Source organism: Acinetobacter tandoii DSM 14970 = CIP 107469 (assembly GCF_000400735.1).
Lineage (GTDB): Bacteria > Pseudomonadota > Gammaproteobacteria > Pseudomonadales > Moraxellaceae > Acinetobacter > Acinetobacter tandoii.
This window is the reverse complement of the sequence record NZ_KE007366.1, coordinates 411,217-430,657: the sequence shown is the minus strand read 5'-3', so window position 1 is coordinate 430,657 and position 19,441 is coordinate 411,217. Positions and strand designations below refer to the sequence as shown.

Genomic DNA, 19,441 nt, shown 5'->3' with positions numbered 1-19,441 from the left:
AATTTTTAGATTCTTTTATAACTCTACTGCTTATTTTATTTATATAAGGAAAGAAAGGGTCATTTTGATACAATGCTTTGGCTCATTATGAGCTGATGGATAGGGTCATTGTGAACTTATACATCGTGTCATCCATTGTTTATAAGTTAATACATTATATTTATTAAAATTTTATAGAGGGGTTAATTATGGAAGCTATATTCGTTTTGTCATTTTTGACAGTGATTGTTTTATGGGTATTAACTCTAATCGGTTTGGTGAGTCCTAAGAAATTTCAAAACTTTAGAAAAAGTAAACCCGTTACAAGGGGACAGGTTTTATTGTTTGGTTTTGTAGGGACAATCATATTAAGCATTATTATTACTTTAACAGCGCCAGATCCAAACAAAAATGCGGCAATTGCAGAAAACACAGCAGATACGTCGAAGCCATCAACAGACACCCAACAGTCTGTGGACAAGCCAAGCTATGAAATTATTTCTGATGATAAACGCGGAAATATTACCCGAAAAGTACAAGTTGAGTTGTCTAAGCGTTTAACGAAACAGCAGCTTGAATTAATCGCCAATCAAATAAAAGATGCTGATAAAGAAACTTATGAGCGTACATTTATCATGTATCGAATTCAGGGTGAGAAAAGTGTAGCTGCATGGGCAACCACACACTTTGATCCAAATTTAGAAATCAAGTTTATTGGTTTGAATGCTGATGATTTTAATAAGTTATTGAGTCTAAAAGCTGATGTTGATGGCGATGTGATAGGGACGTGGATTTCACCAAATGGGTTAACAGACCATATTGATGTAATTTATAAAAAGGGACAGCAATACTTTAAAAAAGAATTCTATATTGATGCGACTATGAAGCCTTATGAGTTAGTCAAGGATGGAAATACTTTCCGTTATAAAGATCCTGACGAGACCCAATATTTTGTGATCGATACCAACGGAGATCTGGAGTATAGAGGAGAAAGTGGCAATATTTATTTGGCAAAAAAAATAGAAAGTTATTAATTTGAAATGATTAAAAAACCACTCTAATGAGTGGTTTTTTATAGGTTAATGTTGAGAAGCTATAATTTCATTTTTATTTTGCCTAAAAAAATCGTTTACTTCACCCCAAACATTATTTGATTTTTCGGCACCTAGTGGCCTTTTATATTTTGAAAAACATCGATAACAGTTTTTACGAGCTTTTCTACTTTTTATCTTTGGGACTGTTTTAGGGTCAAATGGAAAATGACCTTCTGAAAAAGTCCATTTTAGTCCTTCAGTTTGACAGTGGCATAGTTTTAAAAAGTGCATCACTATGCCATTTCTACGCGATCTTAAATAAATATGATGCTTATTAAGATAATGAAGAAAACCTGTTAAATATTTTAAATTGGTATATTGCATGTCAATAATCCGAACCCGAACTGGACGAGCTGCTGTAGTCCGATCCTGAACTAGATCCATACTCATTAGAGCCAAAATTAGAATTACAGCTTGAATGGCTATGGTCTGAGGAATGATTATTATGTATAGAGCTTGATTCGCAACAATTGGAATTATCCTGGTGCAATGGTTGAAGGATTTCTTTTGATTCTGAAGTAGCAAAATCATTTAAAAATAGTCTTTTAAAAGTTGCGTCATCGTAATGCTGTGTTGAATCATCACCAGTTTTAAGATTCATCCAAACTCGTGATTGTTTGTTTTCGACCATGCGTTTTGGTTTGGCGCAGTCGCACTTTACTTCTCTTGAAAACCACCACGTTTTTAAACAAGTTGGACATTTAACCATGATATTTCCATTTTTATGATCTTATGAAATATCAGTTTATTTTTATAAAACTACGATGTATAGTAGTTTTATGAAGAAAGTAGTTCCATGACTTATCCACTGTACCCCATACAGTGGATTTTTTTTGGCTATTAAAAAAGCCACCTTTTCGGTGGCTGTTTGATTATAGTGGGCTTAAAAACTTTATGATTTGATTCATATTTTCATGAACATGATTTAAGCAAATTTCATGGGCTACAGTTGGGTTTGGTTCCTCAGTTAATTTTTCAATCTGCTCCTTTAAATGGTCAAGTTTAGCTTTAAGCTGATTTACTTGGATTTGGTAAGCTTCTAAGTGTTCGTTTGTCATAAAAAAGTCCTATTAATCAAAATGATAATATTGTTTCAATAGGGATATGTTCGCTCTCTTTGACGACGATAGCAAGCAAAAAATATAACAAATTTGATATATTTCATATTGTATATATAACAAATTTGTTATATTATTGGTTTATTGTTTAGACAGGAGCTAGCGATGAGCTATAGCGAGTTTAAACGGTGGCTGATTGAACAAGGTGTGATATTTGTTCGTCGCGGTAAGGGTTCACACTGGATTATCCAGTTAAATGATAAACGTAGTGTTTTCCCTGACCACGGCAGTAAAGAGATACCCAATGGAACCCGTTTAAAAATCAAGAAGGACTTGGGGCTTTAAGCCCCTAGACCCTTAAATAGCGAAACGTATGCTCAATTTATTTATCTATATGTTTATTTATTTATGAGGATAAATTATGGAATATTCAGTACAAATCGCTCGCGAAGGTGATGCGTTTGTAGTGACATGCCGTGATCTACCTGAACTTAACAGCGTTGGTTATTCTTTAGAAGAGGCACAGAGCGAAGCCTTGGACGGAATTGAAACGGCTTTAATGATCTATTATATGGATGGGAAAAAGGAAATACCTTTGCCATCTCAAGCACTTGAAGGTGAACATTTGATTCGTTTACCTGCACAGGTTGCTGTAAAAGTTGCTTTATATAACGAAATGATAAAGCAAAAAGTCACTAGAGCAGAGTTAGGTCGTAGATTGCACTGGCAGCAAGCGCAAATTAATCGATTATGGTCATTAGATCATTCAACAAAATTGGAATCTATCGAAGCTGCATTTAATGCACTTGATAGAAAGATTGAATTAGTCGTTGCCTAAATAGATTCTTAATCATAAAGCCACCTTAGGGTGGCTTTATTTATTGGTGAATCAAATATTTGATTCAAGTTCGAGCTGCGTAGTCAAGCCACTTGTAGAATAACTATGAGTAGCTTTTTCAACGATCCATTTCAGCTTATCAACTTGAGCTTTAAAGCCCTGTAGTTGGATGGGTGACTCTGTACTGATCTGTGGTACACCATAAGCCAAATTGATGCTGAATTTCGCCATTTGGCGCTTAATCTCAGCCATCTTTGCAGCACTCGCACGTTCGGCTTCGGCTTTGTTGGCAAACGTCCCTTTTAAGTGTTTCACCTTGCCTTTTTCACCAGTAATCACCTTTTCACGTTTGGCTTTACCTGTATCGTGATAACTTGTAGATACACCTGTATAGTCTGAGTCGCGGTCTTGCTCTGAATAACGGAATTGGTCGCCATCGTTACGGGTAAGGGTAATCGATGGTAAATCTTTACCAGAAGCAGTTTTTGCGGTACCAGCTTTAAAGATGAGTAAACGATCTTTTTTAACCGCCATTTCAGCGCCATTTTGCTTTGAGATCCGAACAAGTAGATTGAGATCTGATTCATTGGTCTGGTCGATATGCTGAAGGTCAATTTTCTTTAAATCATCGGTCATGACTAAAGTTAAGTCATGATTTTTAGCAATCTCTGTAGCGATCTCACCAAATTTTTTCCGATGGTAAGATTTTGACTTTGCCTCTTTAATTTTGCTTTTAAAATTTGCACTGGAGGCTTTTATGGTGATGATATCGGGGGAGCCTGACCATTCAGTTTCGTCGACAATGAAGTCGCCCTTGTCGTGCATACCTTCACCCACAAAACCAAGCTGACAATTAATTTTAACTCCTCGTCGTGGTAACTCTAAAACCCCATCGCTGTCATCGAGAGTAATGTCGAGCTGATCTGCTTCATTTGCGCGATTGTCCGTTACAGTCACACTCATGATGCGTTTAAGGATTTGCTCATTTAGGGGCTTACTGTCTACAGTGAGTAGGCAAACTGGCGTTTTAATCATGTATTTGCCCCTGTCTGCTGTTCGATACGGTCATCATCAACACGGCTAAGTTTGATCGTAAAATCAATCTTTCTGGGCACACCGTTGAACAATAAAACTTGTTTGGTCTCGTCAATGCTGTCGATGGTATAAACCCCATACAAATAACCGCTGCCATCGACCAGAACAAAGCCCTGTCCAGTATCAGCCATCGCTGCTAGGTCATCAAGTGCAACACGATTACCAAAACCATGCTCCTGATAAATAAGACCAGGGAGTGAAATATTGTCATCCCCTGAGCCTATAAATTGACGTTTCTTACGTCCTGTGGCCACTGCATTGTCTGCATATTGCCAAGAGCGTTGGCGTTGGATCTCAGTGAAGGTAAGTGTGTCCGTGGTAAAGGCAAATTGTCCTAAGCACATAAGCATGGTGAATTACTCAATCATTATCGTTATAAGAACGAGGGCTGTTTGATGGTGCACGTTGAATTTTTGCAAACTCAGTTGCTACAAGTTGAGCAATAGATTTTTCATCCATACCTGCAGATGGGTAGACATTGATCGTCAATTGCATCGGTGCAGCCGAAGCTGCAGGGGCAGTACCTGAAGCTAATTTTGAAATAGGTTGGCGTGTATCAAATCGAATTGAACTTGTATCGAATGAGTCAAGCATTCCTTTACTTGCATTATTAACTGCAGTGGCAGGTAGGCTTGAATTTTTATCAATTCCAAGTGCTAAACCTTGCATGTTGTATGCGCCAAATTGAGCGAAAACACGAGAAGGGGAGTGGATTCCAAAAGCCCCTTTAACTGTATTCGTTACCTGTGAAGCAGCTGCTTTTGCTTTACTGATGACACCTGCAATACCATTGCTGATACCATTGGATAGACCTTGCATAAGCATTTGGCCAAAGCCTGTAAACGTACTTGGCAATTGCACACCGAAGTAATTCATGACTGCAGCAAAGGCGCGATAAAACAAGCCAATTGGAGACCAATTTAAAATGAACGCGGTAATTTTCTGAAGGGCGAGTTGAAAAAATAAAACAAGCTTTTGTGAAGTCGTCATTCCAGACGTACCAACTGAGTTCCAAATATCAAGAAAAAACTGTTTGATTGAACCCCAGTTCCGATAGATTAGATATGCAGCCGTGGCCAAAAGACCAATGGCCAATAAAATTGGGTTGGCCATAAAAAGCCGACCGACAAAAACGACTGCTTTCCCAAGCCACATGAACGTCGACCCAATCAGTTTGATAATATTAATCAGGCTTAATCCTTTTACTCCAAGCACTCCAAATGTTAAGCGTAGTATTGCCATTGGTCCTAATAAGGCGACAAGTCCCAATGACAATGCGCTAAACGTTGCTAAAAGCAAAACAATGATGGCAATTGTTTTCATGATGGTATTAGATAATTGAGGATGTTCTTTAGACCATGCCCCTAATTTCTCCGTCATGTTTGTTATGCCTGTAACGACTTGCTTTAACTCTGGTGCAATTGCAGCACCAAAATTCACCATTGCACTGGTGAACGTTCCTGTCGCGGCATCCCATAAATTTTTTAAGGTGCCAAGTTGTTCATTGACGCGTTTTTGCAAATCGGCTTGAGCATTCATTTTTGCCAATGTTTCGTTATACCCGGCTTTACCTTTATCAATTAATAAATTGAGTGCTTGAATAGTCTCGGCATCATTGCCAAACATATCGGACAGAATTGGCAAACGTGCTTCAGTCGAAAGGCCTTTGAGTTTTTCAAGCTGCTTGAACATATTGTCCAGCCCACCGAACTCACCTTTACCATTGGTAAAGTTCATGGCCATACCTGAACCTTTCAAGGCCTTTTGAATGCCTTTGGTATCCATCATGGATGCAAAAATTTTACTGTAGGCGTTACCTGCTGATTCGCCCGCCATTGCTGCCTGATCCGCCATAACTAAAAGCGGTGCCATAGCCTGTGCACCTTTGAGACCTTCTGCTTTTATTGTTTTCATCCCTGCAGATAATTTTGAAAAGCCCTGTAGCATATTGTCTGAATCAACCCCTAGATAGTAAGCGCGTTGAATCGTGTCCATTAAACTTAGCATGTCTTTTTCTGAGGTTTTAGTCGCATCTTGCATTTTTGCTGCAAATTCGGCTGCAGCTTCAAAAGGCATTTTTAATTGCACGGCCAAATAACCTGATGCTTCACCTACACCGCCAAGAATGGCTTTATAGCTAATCCCTTGCTGTACTAGCTTTGCCATCATAAGTTGAAATTCTGCCGTTGTACCAGGAAGTTGAGTTCCCAGTTTGTTGGCCAGAGAATTAATTTCTGAATATTCTTTGGCGACTAAACCGTTTGATTGCATCATTGAGACTTTCAAAGTTGTCGATGCATCCTCAGCTTCAGCAAATGCTTTAATAGGGAATCCAATAGCAGCAGCTCCAGTTGCCGCAGCTGCGCCTGCAGCCATACCAGAACCTGCCAAATTACCAACAAGTTCCTGAGCCTTTTTATGTTGTTGAGTGATTTCAGCCAATCGTTTCTGACTTGCTGCTTGCTTGTCGAGTTGTAGCTTTTTTTTCTGTAATGCTTGAGTCGTAGAATCAATTTTCTGTTTTAAGGATTGTTCATCCTTAGCAAGATTCTTTGTACTGATTCCTGCTTGAGTTAGCCCATTTCTTAATAACGAAAGTTGGATTTGTTGTTCTTGTTCAGCTTGTTTCAGTTGTTTAACTTTCTGCTTGGCCATTTCAAATTCTTTGGTCATAGCACGAGTTGGTTTCTCAACTTTTGAGTATTCTTGAGCTAAACGAGCTGCAGAGGACTTGGCGTCCTCTAAATCAGCTTTAGTTTGTTTAAGTGCAGTATTTAACTGACGAAACGAAGTTATATCTGATTGTGCCCTTGATAGTTTTTTGAGTTCTTCACGTTGCGACTGGAGAGCTTTGCTTGCTTGGGTGCTTGATCCATATATCTCCTTGAGTGGAGCAGTCGCTTTGTCTACAAGCTCAAGCATTGCCTTTAACGTAATTTCGCTCATTTACTATTGGTTTCCCATCGTTTACGGGCACGTTCATGCCAATCCATTAATTCTTCGATCGAATAGTCACTGCACTCATTGGGTGTCCAACCAAAAACGATTGCGAGATCAGCAATGACTTCATCAACGCTTATTGGAAATCTTCGTCCGTCGTTTTCACGAAAAAACTGATAATTTCTTTACCGATTTTGGTTAAGTCACTTGGATCAAGGTCATACACGTCTTGTTGTGACATTGAAGGGCTAGTAATACGGGGTGTAAGTACTGCAATTGCATTTACATCGAGCTGTAACAAGTCTGCCAAAGTCAGACCACGTAACGCCCCAGTTTTAGGTTTACGGATAGTGACTTCTTTAATTGTTGTTTCACCACGTTTAAAACCATAGTCAAAGTTAATCGTTTTAACATTTGGATCTGCAATGGTTTCAGCATTTTGAGTTTGTTCAGCAGTTGTCATGGATTTATCCTGGTTCAATTTTTGGGGGAGGGGGTTACCCGATCTTATAGACCGAGTAATTCACGGATTGCTGTTGCGAGATCACTATCGCCAAAACGTTCTTTACCGTTGATGAAATCAAGCTCAACTTGTACAACACCGTCTACTTCCATACGGTAATAGGTGTAGTTGTAGGTCATTGTGATTTCGGTACGTTCACCATTTTTGCTATCACCAGGATCAAGTTCTAATGCCTGGCCACGCATATAAATTTCTACATTTTGACGGGTGCAATTGTCTTGTCGTTCATAAACACCGACATAGCGCACGGGTAAATCAGAAGTGCCACAAACGCCAAGTTGACGATATTGTTTAACGTCAAAGCCTGCATAGGTGACTTCACCTTCGAGCTTTTCATAGCCCATAGCCAGTGCAACATCACCAATCATGCCTGCGCCACGATAGTCGTCTGTTTTCTTGGTGATTTTGGGGATTGTGATTGACTCTGCAACACCTGCCCAAGAATGTGTATCAACAAAAACATTAAAGTTTCTAAGTGTACGAGGAAGCATGTATGGACTCCTTAGGTCGTTGTGCCACCACCAAGCAATTTACTGAAATCAACTAAATAGCGATCGGTAATGCGTTGGTTTAAGCCTAAGTTTTCAAGGGTTGGAACAGGGGTGTAGTCATAATCGACCCAGAGCTGACCTTGTTGTAAACCTTGGATTGAGTTTTGAGCAGCGTCATACCAAACCGAAGCCCCCAATAGGTGACGAGCCGTGACATGCTCTTGTAGCTCAGCATTGATAGAGTCAATGATGTCTTTGGCCAAGTAAGGCGTAAGAGGTTGGTCCACAAAAGGGAAACAGCCATTTAAAATGGTTTCGAGGATGAATTGAGCGGTACGTGTTGCGACTTCAAAAGAAAAGCGCGGATCGTCTGAGCAATTGCGATTGCCCCAGAATCGAAAACCTAAATGCTGCATAAGGGTTGTGCAGTCGTTACGGTTTAAGTAGCCTGCATCTGTGTCAGGATCTTCCAGATCCCAAGTAATGGGCTGGCTGATTCCAGTTGGGCCAGTCACGGGGATATTGGATACGGATTTATGCCAACCGACTTTTTCGTCGGTTTCAGCTCGTAGAGCTGCTGCAGCGACAACGGCAGTAAAAATACCGTGTCCATACAATAGGGTTGGTTCAGGCATGATATTTCCATGTCATAGGATTGATGGGTTAATCATGCTGTGAATGTTTTGCTGCTGCTATTTGAGTGTTCCTGATTAAATGCTATTCAGGATTTAACGAAATACTAAAAAACCACCCGAAGGTGGTTTTTAATTTTTTGATCAAGTGGTCGGTGTTGGATTTAAGCAGAAGGTTAAACTTCCATCCTCATGTTCTATAAACGATGAGTTCACTACATCAGGATTTAATGTGTAGAAAGCGTCAGAGATCGGTACAAATTTAATTCTATACGCAACATCATCAAGATTCTGCATATTCACGTATCCGTCGAAGTCAGCCAAGATTCGACCCACATACGCTAATGAAAATTGTCCTAAAATTGCTCCGATATTACCGCTTGCAAATGGGTTATCCATATCATTTACATATAATTCCCAATGACCTGCTAGATGACTAAATGCGATCACTTGGCTTGCCCCCTCACAACTTATTGTGTGAGGGGGTATTACTCCCCCGAGTCAGTACCTAAAAATACATTGCCACTGGTGAATTCGGGCCAGATGATTTCAATTTCGCGATGGCTTAAAGTTTGTCGGTAAGCCGTGACTGCTTCAGCCGTATCCAGCATTACCGCATCTTCATCACGTGGAGTCACGTAGCTATATGCGCGTAGCTTTTTACACACAGCAGCTAATCCATCAACGACATCAGGGCTTTCAACATCGGGAGCAATAATAATTTTTGGGATTAGACCTAAAATAGACTTTGCTGTCAGTAGCGCCTGAATGCCAGTACGACCTGCCGATGTCGTTGTCCCAATCACTTTGCTTGCTGTAAATATTGGACCATTAAATGGGGTAGGGACTCGAACAATAATCAGTGTTGGATTGGTGATTAATGCCATGATTTCTAAGTTTTTTCGCAAGTTACCTGTTACACCTGCACTGGATAAAACTTGATTAATTGATGGAACACGAACAGGAACGTTCTCAGGAAATACGCTAGGATCTGCGTCATCGGCAAATGCAATCATTGCAATAACATTTGTTTGAGCATCACGCATAGGGATGATGCCGCTTTGAACTTCACGGCCAGAAATGCCGTGATGGGACTGTGCCATAGATAACTCCAAAAGTAGTTTGGCTTGTGGAGTTATCTTGAGGGGGGATTCATTAAGGTGCGAATGCTTGAATCCTGATTAAATGCTATTCAGGATAATATTGAAATATGAGGTTATGTTTGCCTCTATGTTTTAATGACAAACATTAATGCAAGGTTACTTGGGCGTACTGACATCGTTGCTTGAACTGGGGTAACACTATCGAATAGCTCAGCACCACTGGATAAGACTGTTACATGGGTTGGGTCAATTGTGGTGGCTTCACCATTAAGTGCATTTCTAAGCGTATCAGAACTATCATCAAGCGTATTGATAAGAGTAGGGATACGAGTTGCTGTAGTTGTTGGGTCTCCCATGAAAATGGAGGACGCTTTTTGGAAGCTACCAAATTCGCGCAGGTGATCCCACCCTCGTGGAAAATTATTCGTCATATTGGGTACTGCAAAGGTTGTAATGCCATCCCCACCAAAAGTATTGCCAATAATTGCAAACAGAGTTGGATATTCTGAAATTTGATAAATATCCCCGTTACATTCAAGAAATCCAGAAGGGCATACGGGTGTAGTCCATATCATCATGAACCCCGATTTCACCATAAATGGGGTTAATGCACTTGCTAAAGTGACTATAGCAGCACTCAATCGTTCATCAACTTCAGTTAATGCAAGGATCGAAGCGAAATTTTTAATCACCCAATCTTTATTTGCAGTCACCAGATTTGGATCAATTGATATTAATGCATCTTTGCCAGACTCTGCAGTAATATCAATGCTAATCGTTAATTCACCACCTGCGCCTTCAGCGATCGCAGGTTTATAGCCCCCATGATAATTTCCGATATAAATCAGTTTTCCTGCATTATCCTTTAAACCAATTTCATGCAAATTAAATCCACCGATATTGGCTTCAATAGTTGCAGTAACGGTGGTTACAGCACCATTGATTTGAACGGATTGCACGGGAACACTTGCCCTTTGGTTGATTAGAGCCGTTCGACTTTTTTGAGTGATGGGGTCATAAGGAATGCCATTGGCATCACCAATGACAAGCTGACTTAATGTAATTGAAGCCACATCATGCGCCTGTGCAATTTGAGTTGCACCGAAATCCGTAAGCGTCACATAATATTTTGCTGCCATATTCTTTCCTAAAGTGTACTTAATTTAACGGTTTCACCTGAATGGCAGGCACCCACGATTTGAATATTTCCACTGCTCACAACTTTGGCGGAAATTGAAAAATTATCTCGAGCAGATTTGGTGGCTTCGACCGCAGTTTGAATCTGCAAAAGTTGATCAATAGAAATAGATACATCTTTGATAATCACCACAAAGGTAAAAGGGGCTTGTGGTGGATTGAACTCATGCCATGCTTTGAGCTGAAAATTTTCTGCAAATTTGCTGAGCAAACTTTCTATTGAAGAACGTGTGCCACGTTGGGCATTGAATGCTGTACTTTCCTCAATGGCCTGACGTTTTTCTGCTTCGCTCCAATCGGATCTCCAATACTCAACGCGATGATCCCAAGCAAGCCAAGCAAGAAATGGCACAGGACATTGCTCGACTCGGTGCAACTCAATGAATGGCACAGGTAGTCGAGTAGTACGTTCACCAAGTTGTTCAATATTTCTTTCGAGTTTTGTCGCATTTGGAGGGAGTAAGCTAGACATCTCTAAACTCCGTAATATTGATGGTTATACCAATATTTTTTGCATATCTACTTTTAGGTATAACAATGTCAGTCGGTGGACTATTGATAATGACGTTTTGAACTCCGCCCTGGTGCAATGCTCGAAATAATCCGCTGCGAGTTACGTCATAGCCTAATGAGTTAGTGATCTTGATGTATTCAGCTAAAGCAGTTTCAGCAGCCTGCCTCACGACTTCAGCATCGGGACCAGGGAAAAGTACCAATGACGCATTTAAAGTCCAATTGGTAGGTGTGGCAGCTTTAACCGTGACTTTATCGGTAAAGGGTCTGCGCGTACTTGGAGTAAGTGTTTGATCCACGATTGTTAAAAGTGATTGTGGCGCAATTTCGTTTATATGACTTTGTACCCAAATATCAACGTATCCAGAATTGGGGGTACTCACCGCAATATCTTTGACATGGCCATGTGCTGATAATCCCCAAAATTGATAGCAACCATCTGAACCTGCCGACATTGACTCTGGTTCGAGTTGAGTTCGTCGTCTTAAATCTTCATCCTCTTCCATCACCGCTTCAGTCGGTGGGGATGTGGTTGGATCTGCTTCAATGATGGTTTTACGATAAACCTTTCGGTTCGCTGCGAGGTGATCCAGATCGGAGCCTTTGGCATAAGCAAGCATCAAGGCTTTGGCTTTTTCATTAATGTTGCCAGTTTTTAATAATTGTCGATATGCGAACGTTTGCAGCAATTTGACCAAAGGTTCGCTTTCATAATTTAGAACCGGTGCAAGATCAGGATCTCTCGAAATTAAATCAGCTTTACATTCTTGTAGCTCGGCTTCGTAGTCCAACGTTTCTAATACATTGGGGAAGGGGAGAGCTGATAAATCAATACGTGTGGTGCTCATGCAGCAGCTCCAATCAGAAAGTTTTCGGTGAAGGATTTTTCACCCATAGCTGAGATTTGGTTGCCCAGAATGAAAAAATCCCATTTCCCTGGTGTCTGCGAGGATTGATTCACTCGGATCTGACTGATTTTGATACGAGGTTCAAAACGAATTAGTGAAGTTGCAGCAGCAGACATGAGTTTAACTTCAGTAAGTTCATTACAGGGTTGATCGATCAACTCAGGAACCAATGAGCCATAATTGCGACGGCATAAGCGTGTGCCGATAAGGGTGCTCAAAATATCGTGAATGGATTGTTTTAAGTGGGCATACTCTTGGCTTTCATCATCTGTAATTGCTAAACCAGTTAATCTAGACATACCTTTCATTATTTATGCTCCAGTAACCATAGGAGGACCAGATTGATCGGGTCCACCACGAACACCACCATGAGGATGTTTGACTAAACTTACTTTTCCAGCAATGACATCAATGGCAGAACTGATTTCCTGTTCAGAATGAACTTTGCCCTTAAAGATCGTTTCGGGCACATCGAAAATACATTTGTTTAATTTGAAATTAGCTACACCCGTGGCGACGTTGACGACAATGCTATACTCACCTAGCTGTATAAAAACTTCGTCAGGATTGTCGGTCGGAGGTGGATTTTCCTCAGAAAAAATGCTGATTTGAGGTATGGCACTGGTGAGCTCACCGCCTTGAGCTGTGATAGAAAATTGTTCACCTATTGAAGGGCATCGCCAGAATTTCACCACACCTGCAGCAATGGTTGGGATTGGAATCCAATCGGTTTCGTTCTCATCAATTTTTAAGCGAATTTTGCCTGCAGATGCATCGACTGCAATGACGGTTCCGATACCTGCTAAGTTTTGAAATTGCCTGTTTAAATTGCTCATGTTGAAACTAAAAAGCCCATGATTGTTGGATCATGGGCTTTTTGTATAAGGCTTGCTATTTAGGCATTCCTGATTAAAACCTATTCAGGAAGTGGAAAGTTGGTAATGATTAATTCTTTACCGTTATTTTCATCAGTCGATTCCGTATTGAGAGACCAACGAATCTTTTTGCTATGTAAATTGAATTCGCCAAATAACTCTCGAACTTCTGGAACGTCATTTAGACTCAAAATAAATTTACCTTTGATACCTTTTAAAATATCGCGGAGTTTTACGAAATCATCTCGGCTAAAAATGTCTTTGCCATAATAATTTTCGCAGTTGTAATATGGTGGATCTAAATAGAAAAGTGTGTCGGGTCGATCCATCTTATTAATCAAAACGTCAAAATTTCGATTTTCAACAGTAACTTTCTGCAAACGTTCGTGGATAGCGGTTAAGACTTGGCGCAATTCGTCTCCCAACTTTAAATGTCGTGGACGTTCCACATGACTAAAGAAATTCGGATCGGAAATTTTTGCCCCAAAGCAGGTACGCAATAAATAATAAAAACGCGCTGCTCGCTGAATGTCAGTCAAAGTATGTGATGGGATCACTTTCAAACGCTCAAATTCATCACGGCTAATCAGCTGCGTTTCAAACTCTTGAAGTAATGCATCTAAATGATATTTAAACACACGATAGAGATTGATTAGATCGCCATTAATATCGTTGATGGTTTCAAATTTTGAAGGTGACTTTTTGAATAAGACCCAACCTGCACCACCAAAGACTTCACAATAGTGTGAATGCTCAGGCATCATTTCGATGATTGTTCGGGCAAGTTGTGATTTACCACCGAGCCATCCTGAAAATGAACGGCCTGAAGGGTTATAGGTTGGTTTAGATAAATCCTGAGTATTATCCTGGTTCGAGTTTTTAAGGCGCATAATTTGCTCCATTGGTAGCTCAAGGCTATCTGACCCGACGTTCTAGACGTTCCAATGGTTTACCACACGACAACGTGGGCATTTTATTTCAATCTTTACTGAGATTTTTTCAATTTTCCCCAGTAATTTTCCGCAATTGCATCTTAGTTCGATCATAGTGTTAAAAACTTTTTAATTTCTGACTTAACCCATTCTTGATCATCTTTACTAAAGCCAACCAGTTCTCGAACTGGGTAGCGTGTGGATTTTGCATTTTTGCTTGGTCGGATTGATTTTCCCTCCTGGTGTACTGAAGCCACAAAACCTGTACGTCCACCAAAACCAACAGACACATGATTTTCAGAATATTCAGTTTTTAATTGCTTGCCGATGTTCTGAAACATGGCACCTTGCCGTTTAATACTTCCAATTTGATCTCGTTTTCTGGGAATAAAATGGTTCCCATTCGGATCTCGTTGTTGTTTGATTCGATCACGAAAACGTACCCTTAAACCTTGTCCTAAACGTCGCATAAGCTCTCGACGTTGTGAGGGTTCAAGCAATAAGGTGATTTGGTCAAGCCAATGATTTAAACCATTAATTGCGTCCATTATTCACCTTCAGGGAAAAAGCCACCTTTAATATCATCCCAAACCAAAGGTGGGCAAACATGATAACTTTCATCTTCAGCCACAATTTTATCCCGTTGAGGGAAATCAATTTCAAGATCGAAAGTATCTGTATCAATAATTTCAGAGCTAAATGAAATTTGAATATCTTTAGCGGTCGCATCTAAATGCCGATTTTTAGATTTCAGCCATTCACGCAAGGCGACGATGACTTCTATCGGATCTGAACGGTAATCAAGGATGAGCAATCTGACGGTATATTCCAAATAACCTTCTTTATGCGTTCCGTTGACAATCAGCAGATGACATTTATCTGCTGACATCATTGGAAAACGCTCATTTAAATATGGTTTGAGTGGAATCAGGGCTTTCATGCTTAATTATCCATTGCACCATAATTTAATTGTTGAGCAACACGCAATGTCCATCCTTTTCCATAACGTGGCCATGTGCTTAAACTGGTGTAATGCTTGAGTCGCTCGGCATTAAACTTCATAAGCACATCATTTAAATCTGCTTTCTGGATGGCTTTTATCGTCAGTGGACCAATGATCCCATCCTCAGCCATTCCAACCGATTTTTGTAATTTACGCTTTGCTGTACCCATGCCAGCATTAATGGCGAAATCCCATACCTGAAAGACAATCGCAGGATCTAGATTATCCGCATTGAGCTTGTCCCACCAATCACGCTTATAAATTTCTTTAGCTTGATCAAGGGTAAGATTCTTGATGTCAAAATCAGGATAGGTCATGGCAGAAATACCGTATTTCGTGCCTTTTAAAATACCTTTTCCAATGATGCCAGTGGTCCAGTTACCGCGATCATTTTTATCATCTGTAAACTTACCTTCATGGCCAATGAGACGATCGAATGCTTGTTCAAATGTCAGTTCCATTCTGTCACCTACTTAAACATCGCAGCAAAAGCAGCTTTAATTTCAGTAATAAGTTCGCTTGGTTTTTTGCCTTCTAACAACCGAATCGATTGATAAAAGATACCGACAAACAACAGACCAAACACGGCAAAAAATAGCATCACAACACCTTGAGCAGGGTGTGAATAATGCGTCAATTTAAAATATTCAATAAAGGCAGCACCACCATAAAGACTGATGGACACACTAAATGAAAACTTAATAATTAAGCCTTTGGTAATCTTGATTCGTCCTTCCGTATCAATATCGCCACTCAGAGTGAGTGCTAGAATTGCCCCAATCACGGCAGCAATGATTTTGATAAACCACGGTAGTCCTTTGATACTAATTGGGTCATTCATGCCCATCCCCTTAATCCCAAAGCTTGAGTGTTTGTGGTGCTGCTGCTTTGGTTAAATCTGGTAATTGTATGGATTGATGTTCGTTTAAAAATATTTGTTCAATCGTTGAGTTTGCTTCAACTAAAGCAGGGAGCATATCGACCGCATTTGATCCGTAATAACGATATGCAATCGACTCTAAAGTATCGCCCTGTATAGCTTTGACTGATTTCATATAAGCCGAACTCGGTTACGTGGTCGCTTGGTTAAATCAGCGATCGTATGCTGAACAATCCTGCGGAGAGCATCTGCTTTTTCTCTTTGATTTTCACCACGTACTTGTCCTGTGGTCGTGGTATCAAAATCAAGATTATCTTCACAAATCAGCGCTGCAGCTTCATAACTCACTGCTCGTTTATATTTGCGAATCTGTTCTTCTGACTGGATAGCAATACCGTCTAAGTCACCGTTGATGGTATCCATCGCCAATATGATTTTTTCAGTTAACAGAGGCTCACCTTTGGACTGATCTAAACGCACCTGAGCAAGTAAATCTTTAATGCTGATATTGGGATATTCAGCAATCGGATTTTGTACTTCAGCATTGGAGACAGGTGCATTTAGAAGCATGGTTTACTCCTTTGGCTTGGAGTCGGTGGACGCAGGATCAGCCCCATCGGCTGTTTGATCAGCCGTTGAAACTGCCTGCGAGCCGACAGTGGCGTCGGGAGACGACTCGGTTGCAGGTAGACGCAATCGTTTTTCAAGCTGTTCTAAATCTTTTTTACAGCCTGCTTTTGGATTGTATCGAAGTGCATTCTTATAAGCTGAAACAGCTTCCATTGGTTGTGCCTGGTTCAATGCATCACCAAAGGCACGATAAATTTTTGCCCGTACTTCATCGACCATTTGCTCGCCTTCACCAAGATTGATGATGCGCTCAATCAAGGACGCATGAGCGATCGCAAAGTTAGTATCATCGATAAAGACTTCAGCACATTGTTCGGTGACAAATTCAGCCGTTGTACGGGTATAGCCTTCAGGCATAACCATGTCATTTAACACGGCATATTCAGCAATACGTACAGCTAATTCAAACTCATTGGTATCAATAGCCCAAATCATTAAATGGACTAATACTGTATTTTGAGGGGCAGGCGAAACAGCAAGACAGCCATCGATATAACCTTGATACTCAGGCAACCATTCCGCTTTTTTGGCAATACGTTCTTGAATCGATTTCATATCTTTTAAGATATTCAAATGATTGAACATACGCAGTTCAACGTTTGGAACATTTGCTTGACTTAAAATTTCAGGAGTGATTTGAACAGATTGATCAGGACCTGAAGCGAGATCCCAACCAGTAACAACTTTCTGGCGTGGATCAAGACTTTGCTGCGCTTTTAACGCTTTTTCTGCCAACATCTTTTCACGATGTTGGCGCATTGAATTCATACCCATAATTAAGCATCCACTTCAATATTTTCGATTAACAAGCACTTTGTATAGTCTTCAACTACAAAGTCCTCATTGATAGATTGAAAATCGACTGCACGATCCCATTCAGGTTGATCTACGATCGAACGGTTAAAAGTACCGTTTTGGATATAGATCGAAAGGTTATCAGGTGTAGTGATCAGGATCGTTTTTGCAGGGAATTTAGGTACGTGCATGGCAGGTAAAGTACCAAGCTGCTTATTGGCATAAATCGTACGCGCTGCTAACTGTTCGGTTGGATCTTGAACATTATTCAGCAGCGGTAAATATTTATCGCTTAAAATCCCACGGCCACAAATAGCAATCAGACCACTGTCACGATGCTGTTCTGCAATATATTCTTCAATCCCGAATTCAATTAAGCCATCTAATGTCTTAAATTCGTGCCCAGCACCAACCTGTGTTTTAAAAACACCGCCACCCACATCTTCGCCTTTGTAATATTGCTCAGGGGCTATTTCACGGATTTTTTGCAACCAGCCTTTTTTCACATCTTGTAATAGTGGATTTGCAACACGATCACTATTTGCAGCACGGTATATACCGTTAAAACCAATACAAAGCTTGTCTAATGCCACCGCACGAATCACCATTTCCTGCAGCTTTTTCTTAAAGTCTGGGAAATGTCGCCAAGCATTCAGTAAGACCCATTTCATGGCCACATCATAGTTGGTTTGAGTACAGTCGTATTCATCCAGTAAATCTAATGTACCGACAGGAGTTGGTTGGCGTGGATTTTGGTTGGTATTGGTATTGCCTGCGATGGTTGTACCAATGCTGAGTGAAATTTTTTCGCCTTTAGCATTATCAACAGGCCAGATATTGATGAGCTTTAAAAAATCAGCATTTTCTTGATAGGCTTGGATAATTTTCTGTGTAGGTGCAGGTAGAACTGCAAAAGTTTCTCGTGCACTTTCAACACCATTTGCTCGTGCAACATCAGCTTTATAAGAACTAAATAACTGACGTGCTTGAGGTTGTAGAACGACTGACATAATTATTTAATTCCTTAGTAATCGACTGTGTTAGCTGTATTACCTGTGTGAACAGGCGGTGGATTTATTGGGGTTGTGCTTATGGTATTAAATTGGTTTTGTAAGCCAGTAATACCTTGAGATAACTGTTGCAAGACTGCTTTCATATCAACATCAGGAGCAGCAGTTGGATTTTGGGTGGCTTGTTGTTCTGGAGCAGTCGTAGATGGCGTTTGCTGAACTGGAGCCGTTGCAGGTGGCGTTTGTTGTGTTGGCGTTGTAACAGGTTGAGTGTTAAATGACTGTTTAAGTCCTTGAACTTCTTGTGTTAATGCTTTTAAACCATTGAAGCATTGCACTAAGCCTTGCGTTAATTGTGCTGCTAATTCATCGCTGAATTGTTCTTTTGGTTTAGGTGCAGGCGTGAATACTTCTTTAAGCTGATCAAGCAAGCTTTTACCTTCATTTGGGTTTTGTTCAGACATGGTGATATAGATCTCCGAATCAGGTTGGGTACTGAGCGAATGAGGACTTGCAGAAAACTTAATGGCTTGAGTACCTAAAGAATTCGGGGTATCGGTCATACCTAAACCGACTTGATAGGCTTTCCCAGTCCCTGCGAAATTGCGATAGAACTCGATTGAAGGGTAAATTTTTTGCCCTTTTTTATTCATGGCTACAAAGTTCGGCAAAGCAGAAAGTGTGTTGTACAAACACATCAATCCGTTTTCTTCAACCGCTTCAACTTTCAAAATATCGCCATACGCATTGAAGGGGGGTTCAGGTGAAAAGCCTGTCCAATGCTCGATATTGATACGTCCTGCATAATGTTCAGGATTGTAAGTTGCGGCCATTTCTTGAATTTCTTGACGTGTCAATTCACGTCCATCAACGGTTTGCCCTTCACGAGCAACACGAAAGCGTTTAATTACACGTCCTTCTCCTGGTAGCTCCATTGGTCTTTCC

General features: G+C 40.5%; 30 protein-coding genes. 3 read left to right on the top strand and 27 right to left on the bottom strand.

Annotation, left to right across the window (positions count from 1 at the left end; genetic code table 11):
- The first annotated feature begins 188 nt into the window (after positions 1-188).
- Positions 189-1,013 (top strand): hypothetical protein, encoded by an 825-nt coding sequence (locus I593_RS08585; RefSeq protein ID WP_016167168.1) that lies wholly within the window; start codon positions 189-191, stop codon positions 1,011-1,013.
- 45 nt (positions 1,014-1,058) lie between these two features.
- Here I593_RS08585 and I593_RS20405 read toward each other — a convergent pair whose 3' ends face one another.
- Together I593_RS20405 and I593_RS08575 are read right to left on the bottom strand one after the other, a co-directional pair.
- Positions 1,059-1,397 (bottom strand): hypothetical protein, encoded by a 339-nt coding sequence (locus I593_RS20405; RefSeq protein WP_154653737.1) that lies wholly within the window; start codon positions 1,395-1,397, stop codon positions 1,059-1,061.
- Positions 1,398-1,945: 548 nt separating this feature from the next.
- Positions 1,946-2,131 carry a hypothetical protein gene (locus tag I593_RS08575; RefSeq protein ID WP_016167166.1) on the bottom strand — a complete coding sequence of 62 codons (186 nt, stop codon included), beginning with the start codon at positions 2,129-2,131 and terminating at the stop codon, positions 1,946-1,948.
- A gap of 165 nt (positions 2,132-2,296) precedes the next feature.
- On the opposite strand from I593_RS08575, the gene I593_RS08570 reads away from it, so the two are divergent.
- Together I593_RS08570 and I593_RS08565 are read left to right on the top strand one after the other, a co-directional pair.
- Entirely contained in the window at positions 2,297-2,476 is a 180-nt protein-coding gene (locus tag I593_RS08570; RefSeq protein WP_005289169.1) for a type II toxin-antitoxin system HicA family toxin, read from the top strand.
- A gap of 76 nt (positions 2,477-2,552) precedes the next feature.
- Entirely contained in the window at positions 2,553-2,969 is a 417-nt protein-coding gene (locus I593_RS08565) for a type II toxin-antitoxin system HicB family antitoxin (protein WP_016167165.1), read from the top strand.
- Positions 2,970-3,020: 51 nt separating this feature from the next.
- On the opposite strand, the gene I593_RS08560 is transcribed toward I593_RS08565, so the two are convergent.
- The 25 genes from I593_RS08560 to I593_RS08450 form a co-directional block, all read right to left on the bottom strand.
- The gene (locus I593_RS08560; RefSeq protein ID WP_016167164.1) at positions 3,021-4,004 is read right to left on the bottom strand and encodes a contractile injection system protein, VgrG/Pvc8 family; all 984 of its coding nucleotides are present in this window, start codon (positions 4,002-4,004) and stop codon (positions 3,021-3,023) included.
- Positions 4,001-4,414, bottom strand: a complete 414-nt coding sequence (locus I593_RS08555) for a phage tail protein (protein WP_016167163.1) — start codon at positions 4,412-4,414, stop codon at positions 4,001-4,003. Before I593_RS08555 ends, I593_RS08560 begins: the two co-directional genes overlap by 4 nt.
- Before the next feature lie 10 nt (positions 4,415-4,424).
- Entirely contained in the window at positions 4,425-7,010 is a 2,586-nt protein-coding gene (locus I593_RS08550) for a phage tail tape measure protein (protein WP_016167162.1), read from the bottom strand.
- Entirely contained in the window at positions 7,007-7,126 is a 120-nt protein-coding gene (locus tag I593_RS20040) for a GpE family phage tail protein (protein WP_081401254.1), read from the bottom strand. Before I593_RS20040 ends, I593_RS08550 begins: the two co-directional genes overlap by 4 nt.
- A gap of 14 nt (positions 7,127-7,140) precedes the next feature.
- Positions 7,141-7,467, bottom strand: coding sequence for a phage tail assembly protein (locus I593_RS08545; RefSeq protein WP_016167161.1), 327 nt, complete (start codon positions 7,465-7,467; stop codon positions 7,141-7,143).
- A gap of 44 nt (positions 7,468-7,511) precedes the next feature.
- Complete coding sequence (locus I593_RS08540; RefSeq protein ID WP_016167160.1) at positions 7,512-8,018, bottom strand: phage major tail tube protein; 507 nt, start codon at positions 8,016-8,018, stop codon at positions 7,512-7,514.
- Between the two features lie 11 nt (positions 8,019-8,029).
- Positions 8,030-8,653 (bottom strand): phage tail sheath C-terminal domain-containing protein, encoded by a 624-nt coding sequence (locus tag I593_RS08535; RefSeq protein WP_016167159.1) that lies wholly within the window; start codon positions 8,651-8,653, stop codon positions 8,030-8,032.
- Positions 8,654-8,794: 141 nt separating this feature from the next.
- Complete coding sequence (locus I593_RS08530) at positions 8,795-9,100, bottom strand: hypothetical protein (protein WP_016167158.1); 306 nt, start codon at positions 9,098-9,100, stop codon at positions 8,795-8,797.
- A 38-nt stretch (positions 9,101-9,138) separates the two neighbouring features.
- Positions 9,139-9,753, bottom strand: a complete 615-nt coding sequence (locus I593_RS08525; protein ID WP_016167157.1) for a phage tail sheath protein — start codon at positions 9,751-9,753, stop codon at positions 9,139-9,141.
- A 125-nt stretch (positions 9,754-9,878) separates the two neighbouring features.
- The gene (locus I593_RS20035) at positions 9,879-10,892 is read right to left on the bottom strand and encodes a phage tail-collar fiber domain-containing protein (protein ID WP_016167156.1); all 1,014 of its coding nucleotides are present in this window, start codon (positions 10,890-10,892) and stop codon (positions 9,879-9,881) included.
- Positions 10,893-10,900: 8 nt separating this feature from the next.
- Positions 10,901-11,422 carry a phage tail protein I gene (locus I593_RS08515; RefSeq protein ID WP_016167155.1) on the bottom strand — a complete coding sequence of 174 codons (522 nt, stop codon included), beginning with the start codon at positions 11,420-11,422 and terminating at the stop codon, positions 10,901-10,903.
- On the bottom strand, positions 11,415-12,311 hold the full coding sequence (locus tag I593_RS08510; protein ID WP_016167154.1) for a baseplate assembly protein: 897 nt from the start codon (positions 12,309-12,311) through the stop codon (positions 11,415-11,417). Before I593_RS08510 ends, I593_RS08515 begins: the two co-directional genes overlap by 8 nt.
- Complete coding sequence (locus I593_RS08505; protein ID WP_228130570.1) at positions 12,308-12,670, bottom strand: GPW/gp25 family protein; 363 nt, start codon at positions 12,668-12,670, stop codon at positions 12,308-12,310. Before I593_RS08505 ends, I593_RS08510 begins: the two co-directional genes overlap by 4 nt.
- Before the next feature lie 12 nt (positions 12,671-12,682).
- A complete protein-coding gene (locus I593_RS08500; protein WP_016167152.1) occupies positions 12,683-13,207 on the bottom strand; it encodes a phage baseplate assembly protein V in 525 nt (174 codons plus the stop codon).
- 80 nt (positions 13,208-13,287) lie between these two features.
- Entirely contained in the window at positions 13,288-14,136 is an 849-nt protein-coding gene (locus I593_RS08495; RefSeq protein ID WP_016167151.1) for a DNA adenine methylase, read from the bottom strand.
- 42 nt (positions 14,137-14,178) lie between these two features.
- Positions 14,179-14,292 (bottom strand): Com family DNA-binding transcriptional regulator, encoded by a 114-nt coding sequence (locus I593_RS21045; protein ID WP_081401230.1) that lies wholly within the window; start codon positions 14,290-14,292, stop codon positions 14,179-14,181.
- Entirely contained in the window at positions 14,289-14,726 is a 438-nt protein-coding gene (locus I593_RS08490) for a phage virion morphogenesis protein (RefSeq protein WP_016167150.1), read from the bottom strand. Before I593_RS08490 ends, I593_RS21045 begins: the two co-directional genes overlap by 4 nt.
- Positions 14,726-15,118 carry a phage tail protein gene (locus I593_RS08485; RefSeq protein WP_016167149.1) on the bottom strand — a complete coding sequence of 131 codons (393 nt, stop codon included), beginning with the start codon at positions 15,116-15,118 and terminating at the stop codon, positions 14,726-14,728. The genes I593_RS08490 and I593_RS08485 overlap by 1 nt, the downstream gene beginning before the upstream one ends.
- Positions 15,119-15,120: 2 nt before the next feature.
- Positions 15,121-15,636 (bottom strand): glycoside hydrolase family 108 protein, encoded by a 516-nt coding sequence (locus I593_RS08480; RefSeq protein WP_026441116.1) that lies wholly within the window; start codon positions 15,634-15,636, stop codon positions 15,121-15,123.
- 14 nt (positions 15,637-15,650) lie between these two features.
- On the bottom strand, positions 15,651-16,022 hold the full coding sequence (locus I593_RS08475; protein WP_026441115.1) for a hypothetical protein: 372 nt from the start codon (positions 16,020-16,022) through the stop codon (positions 15,651-15,653).
- A gap of 10 nt (positions 16,023-16,032) precedes the next feature.
- Entirely contained in the window at positions 16,033-16,236 is a 204-nt protein-coding gene (locus tag I593_RS08470; protein ID WP_016167146.1) for a tail protein X, read from the bottom strand.
- A complete protein-coding gene (locus I593_RS08465) occupies positions 16,233-16,631 on the bottom strand; it encodes a head completion/stabilization protein (RefSeq protein ID WP_016167145.1) in 399 nt (132 codons plus the stop codon). Before I593_RS08465 ends, I593_RS08470 begins: the two co-directional genes overlap by 4 nt.
- A gap of 3 nt (positions 16,632-16,634) precedes the next feature.
- Positions 16,635-17,465 (bottom strand): phage terminase small subunit, encoded by an 831-nt coding sequence (gpM, locus tag I593_RS08460; protein WP_016167144.1) that lies wholly within the window; start codon positions 17,463-17,465, stop codon positions 16,635-16,637.
- A 2-nt stretch (positions 17,466-17,467) separates the two neighbouring features.
- Positions 17,468-18,496 carry a phage major capsid protein, P2 family gene (locus tag I593_RS08455; RefSeq protein WP_016167143.1) on the bottom strand — a complete coding sequence of 343 codons (1,029 nt, stop codon included), beginning with the start codon at positions 18,494-18,496 and terminating at the stop codon, positions 17,468-17,470.
- A gap of 14 nt (positions 18,497-18,510) precedes the next feature.
- On the bottom strand, positions 18,511-19,431 hold the full coding sequence (locus I593_RS08450; protein ID WP_016167142.1) for a GPO family capsid scaffolding protein: 921 nt from the start codon (positions 19,429-19,431) through the stop codon (positions 18,511-18,513).
- Positions 19,432-19,441: the final 10 nt, after the last annotated feature.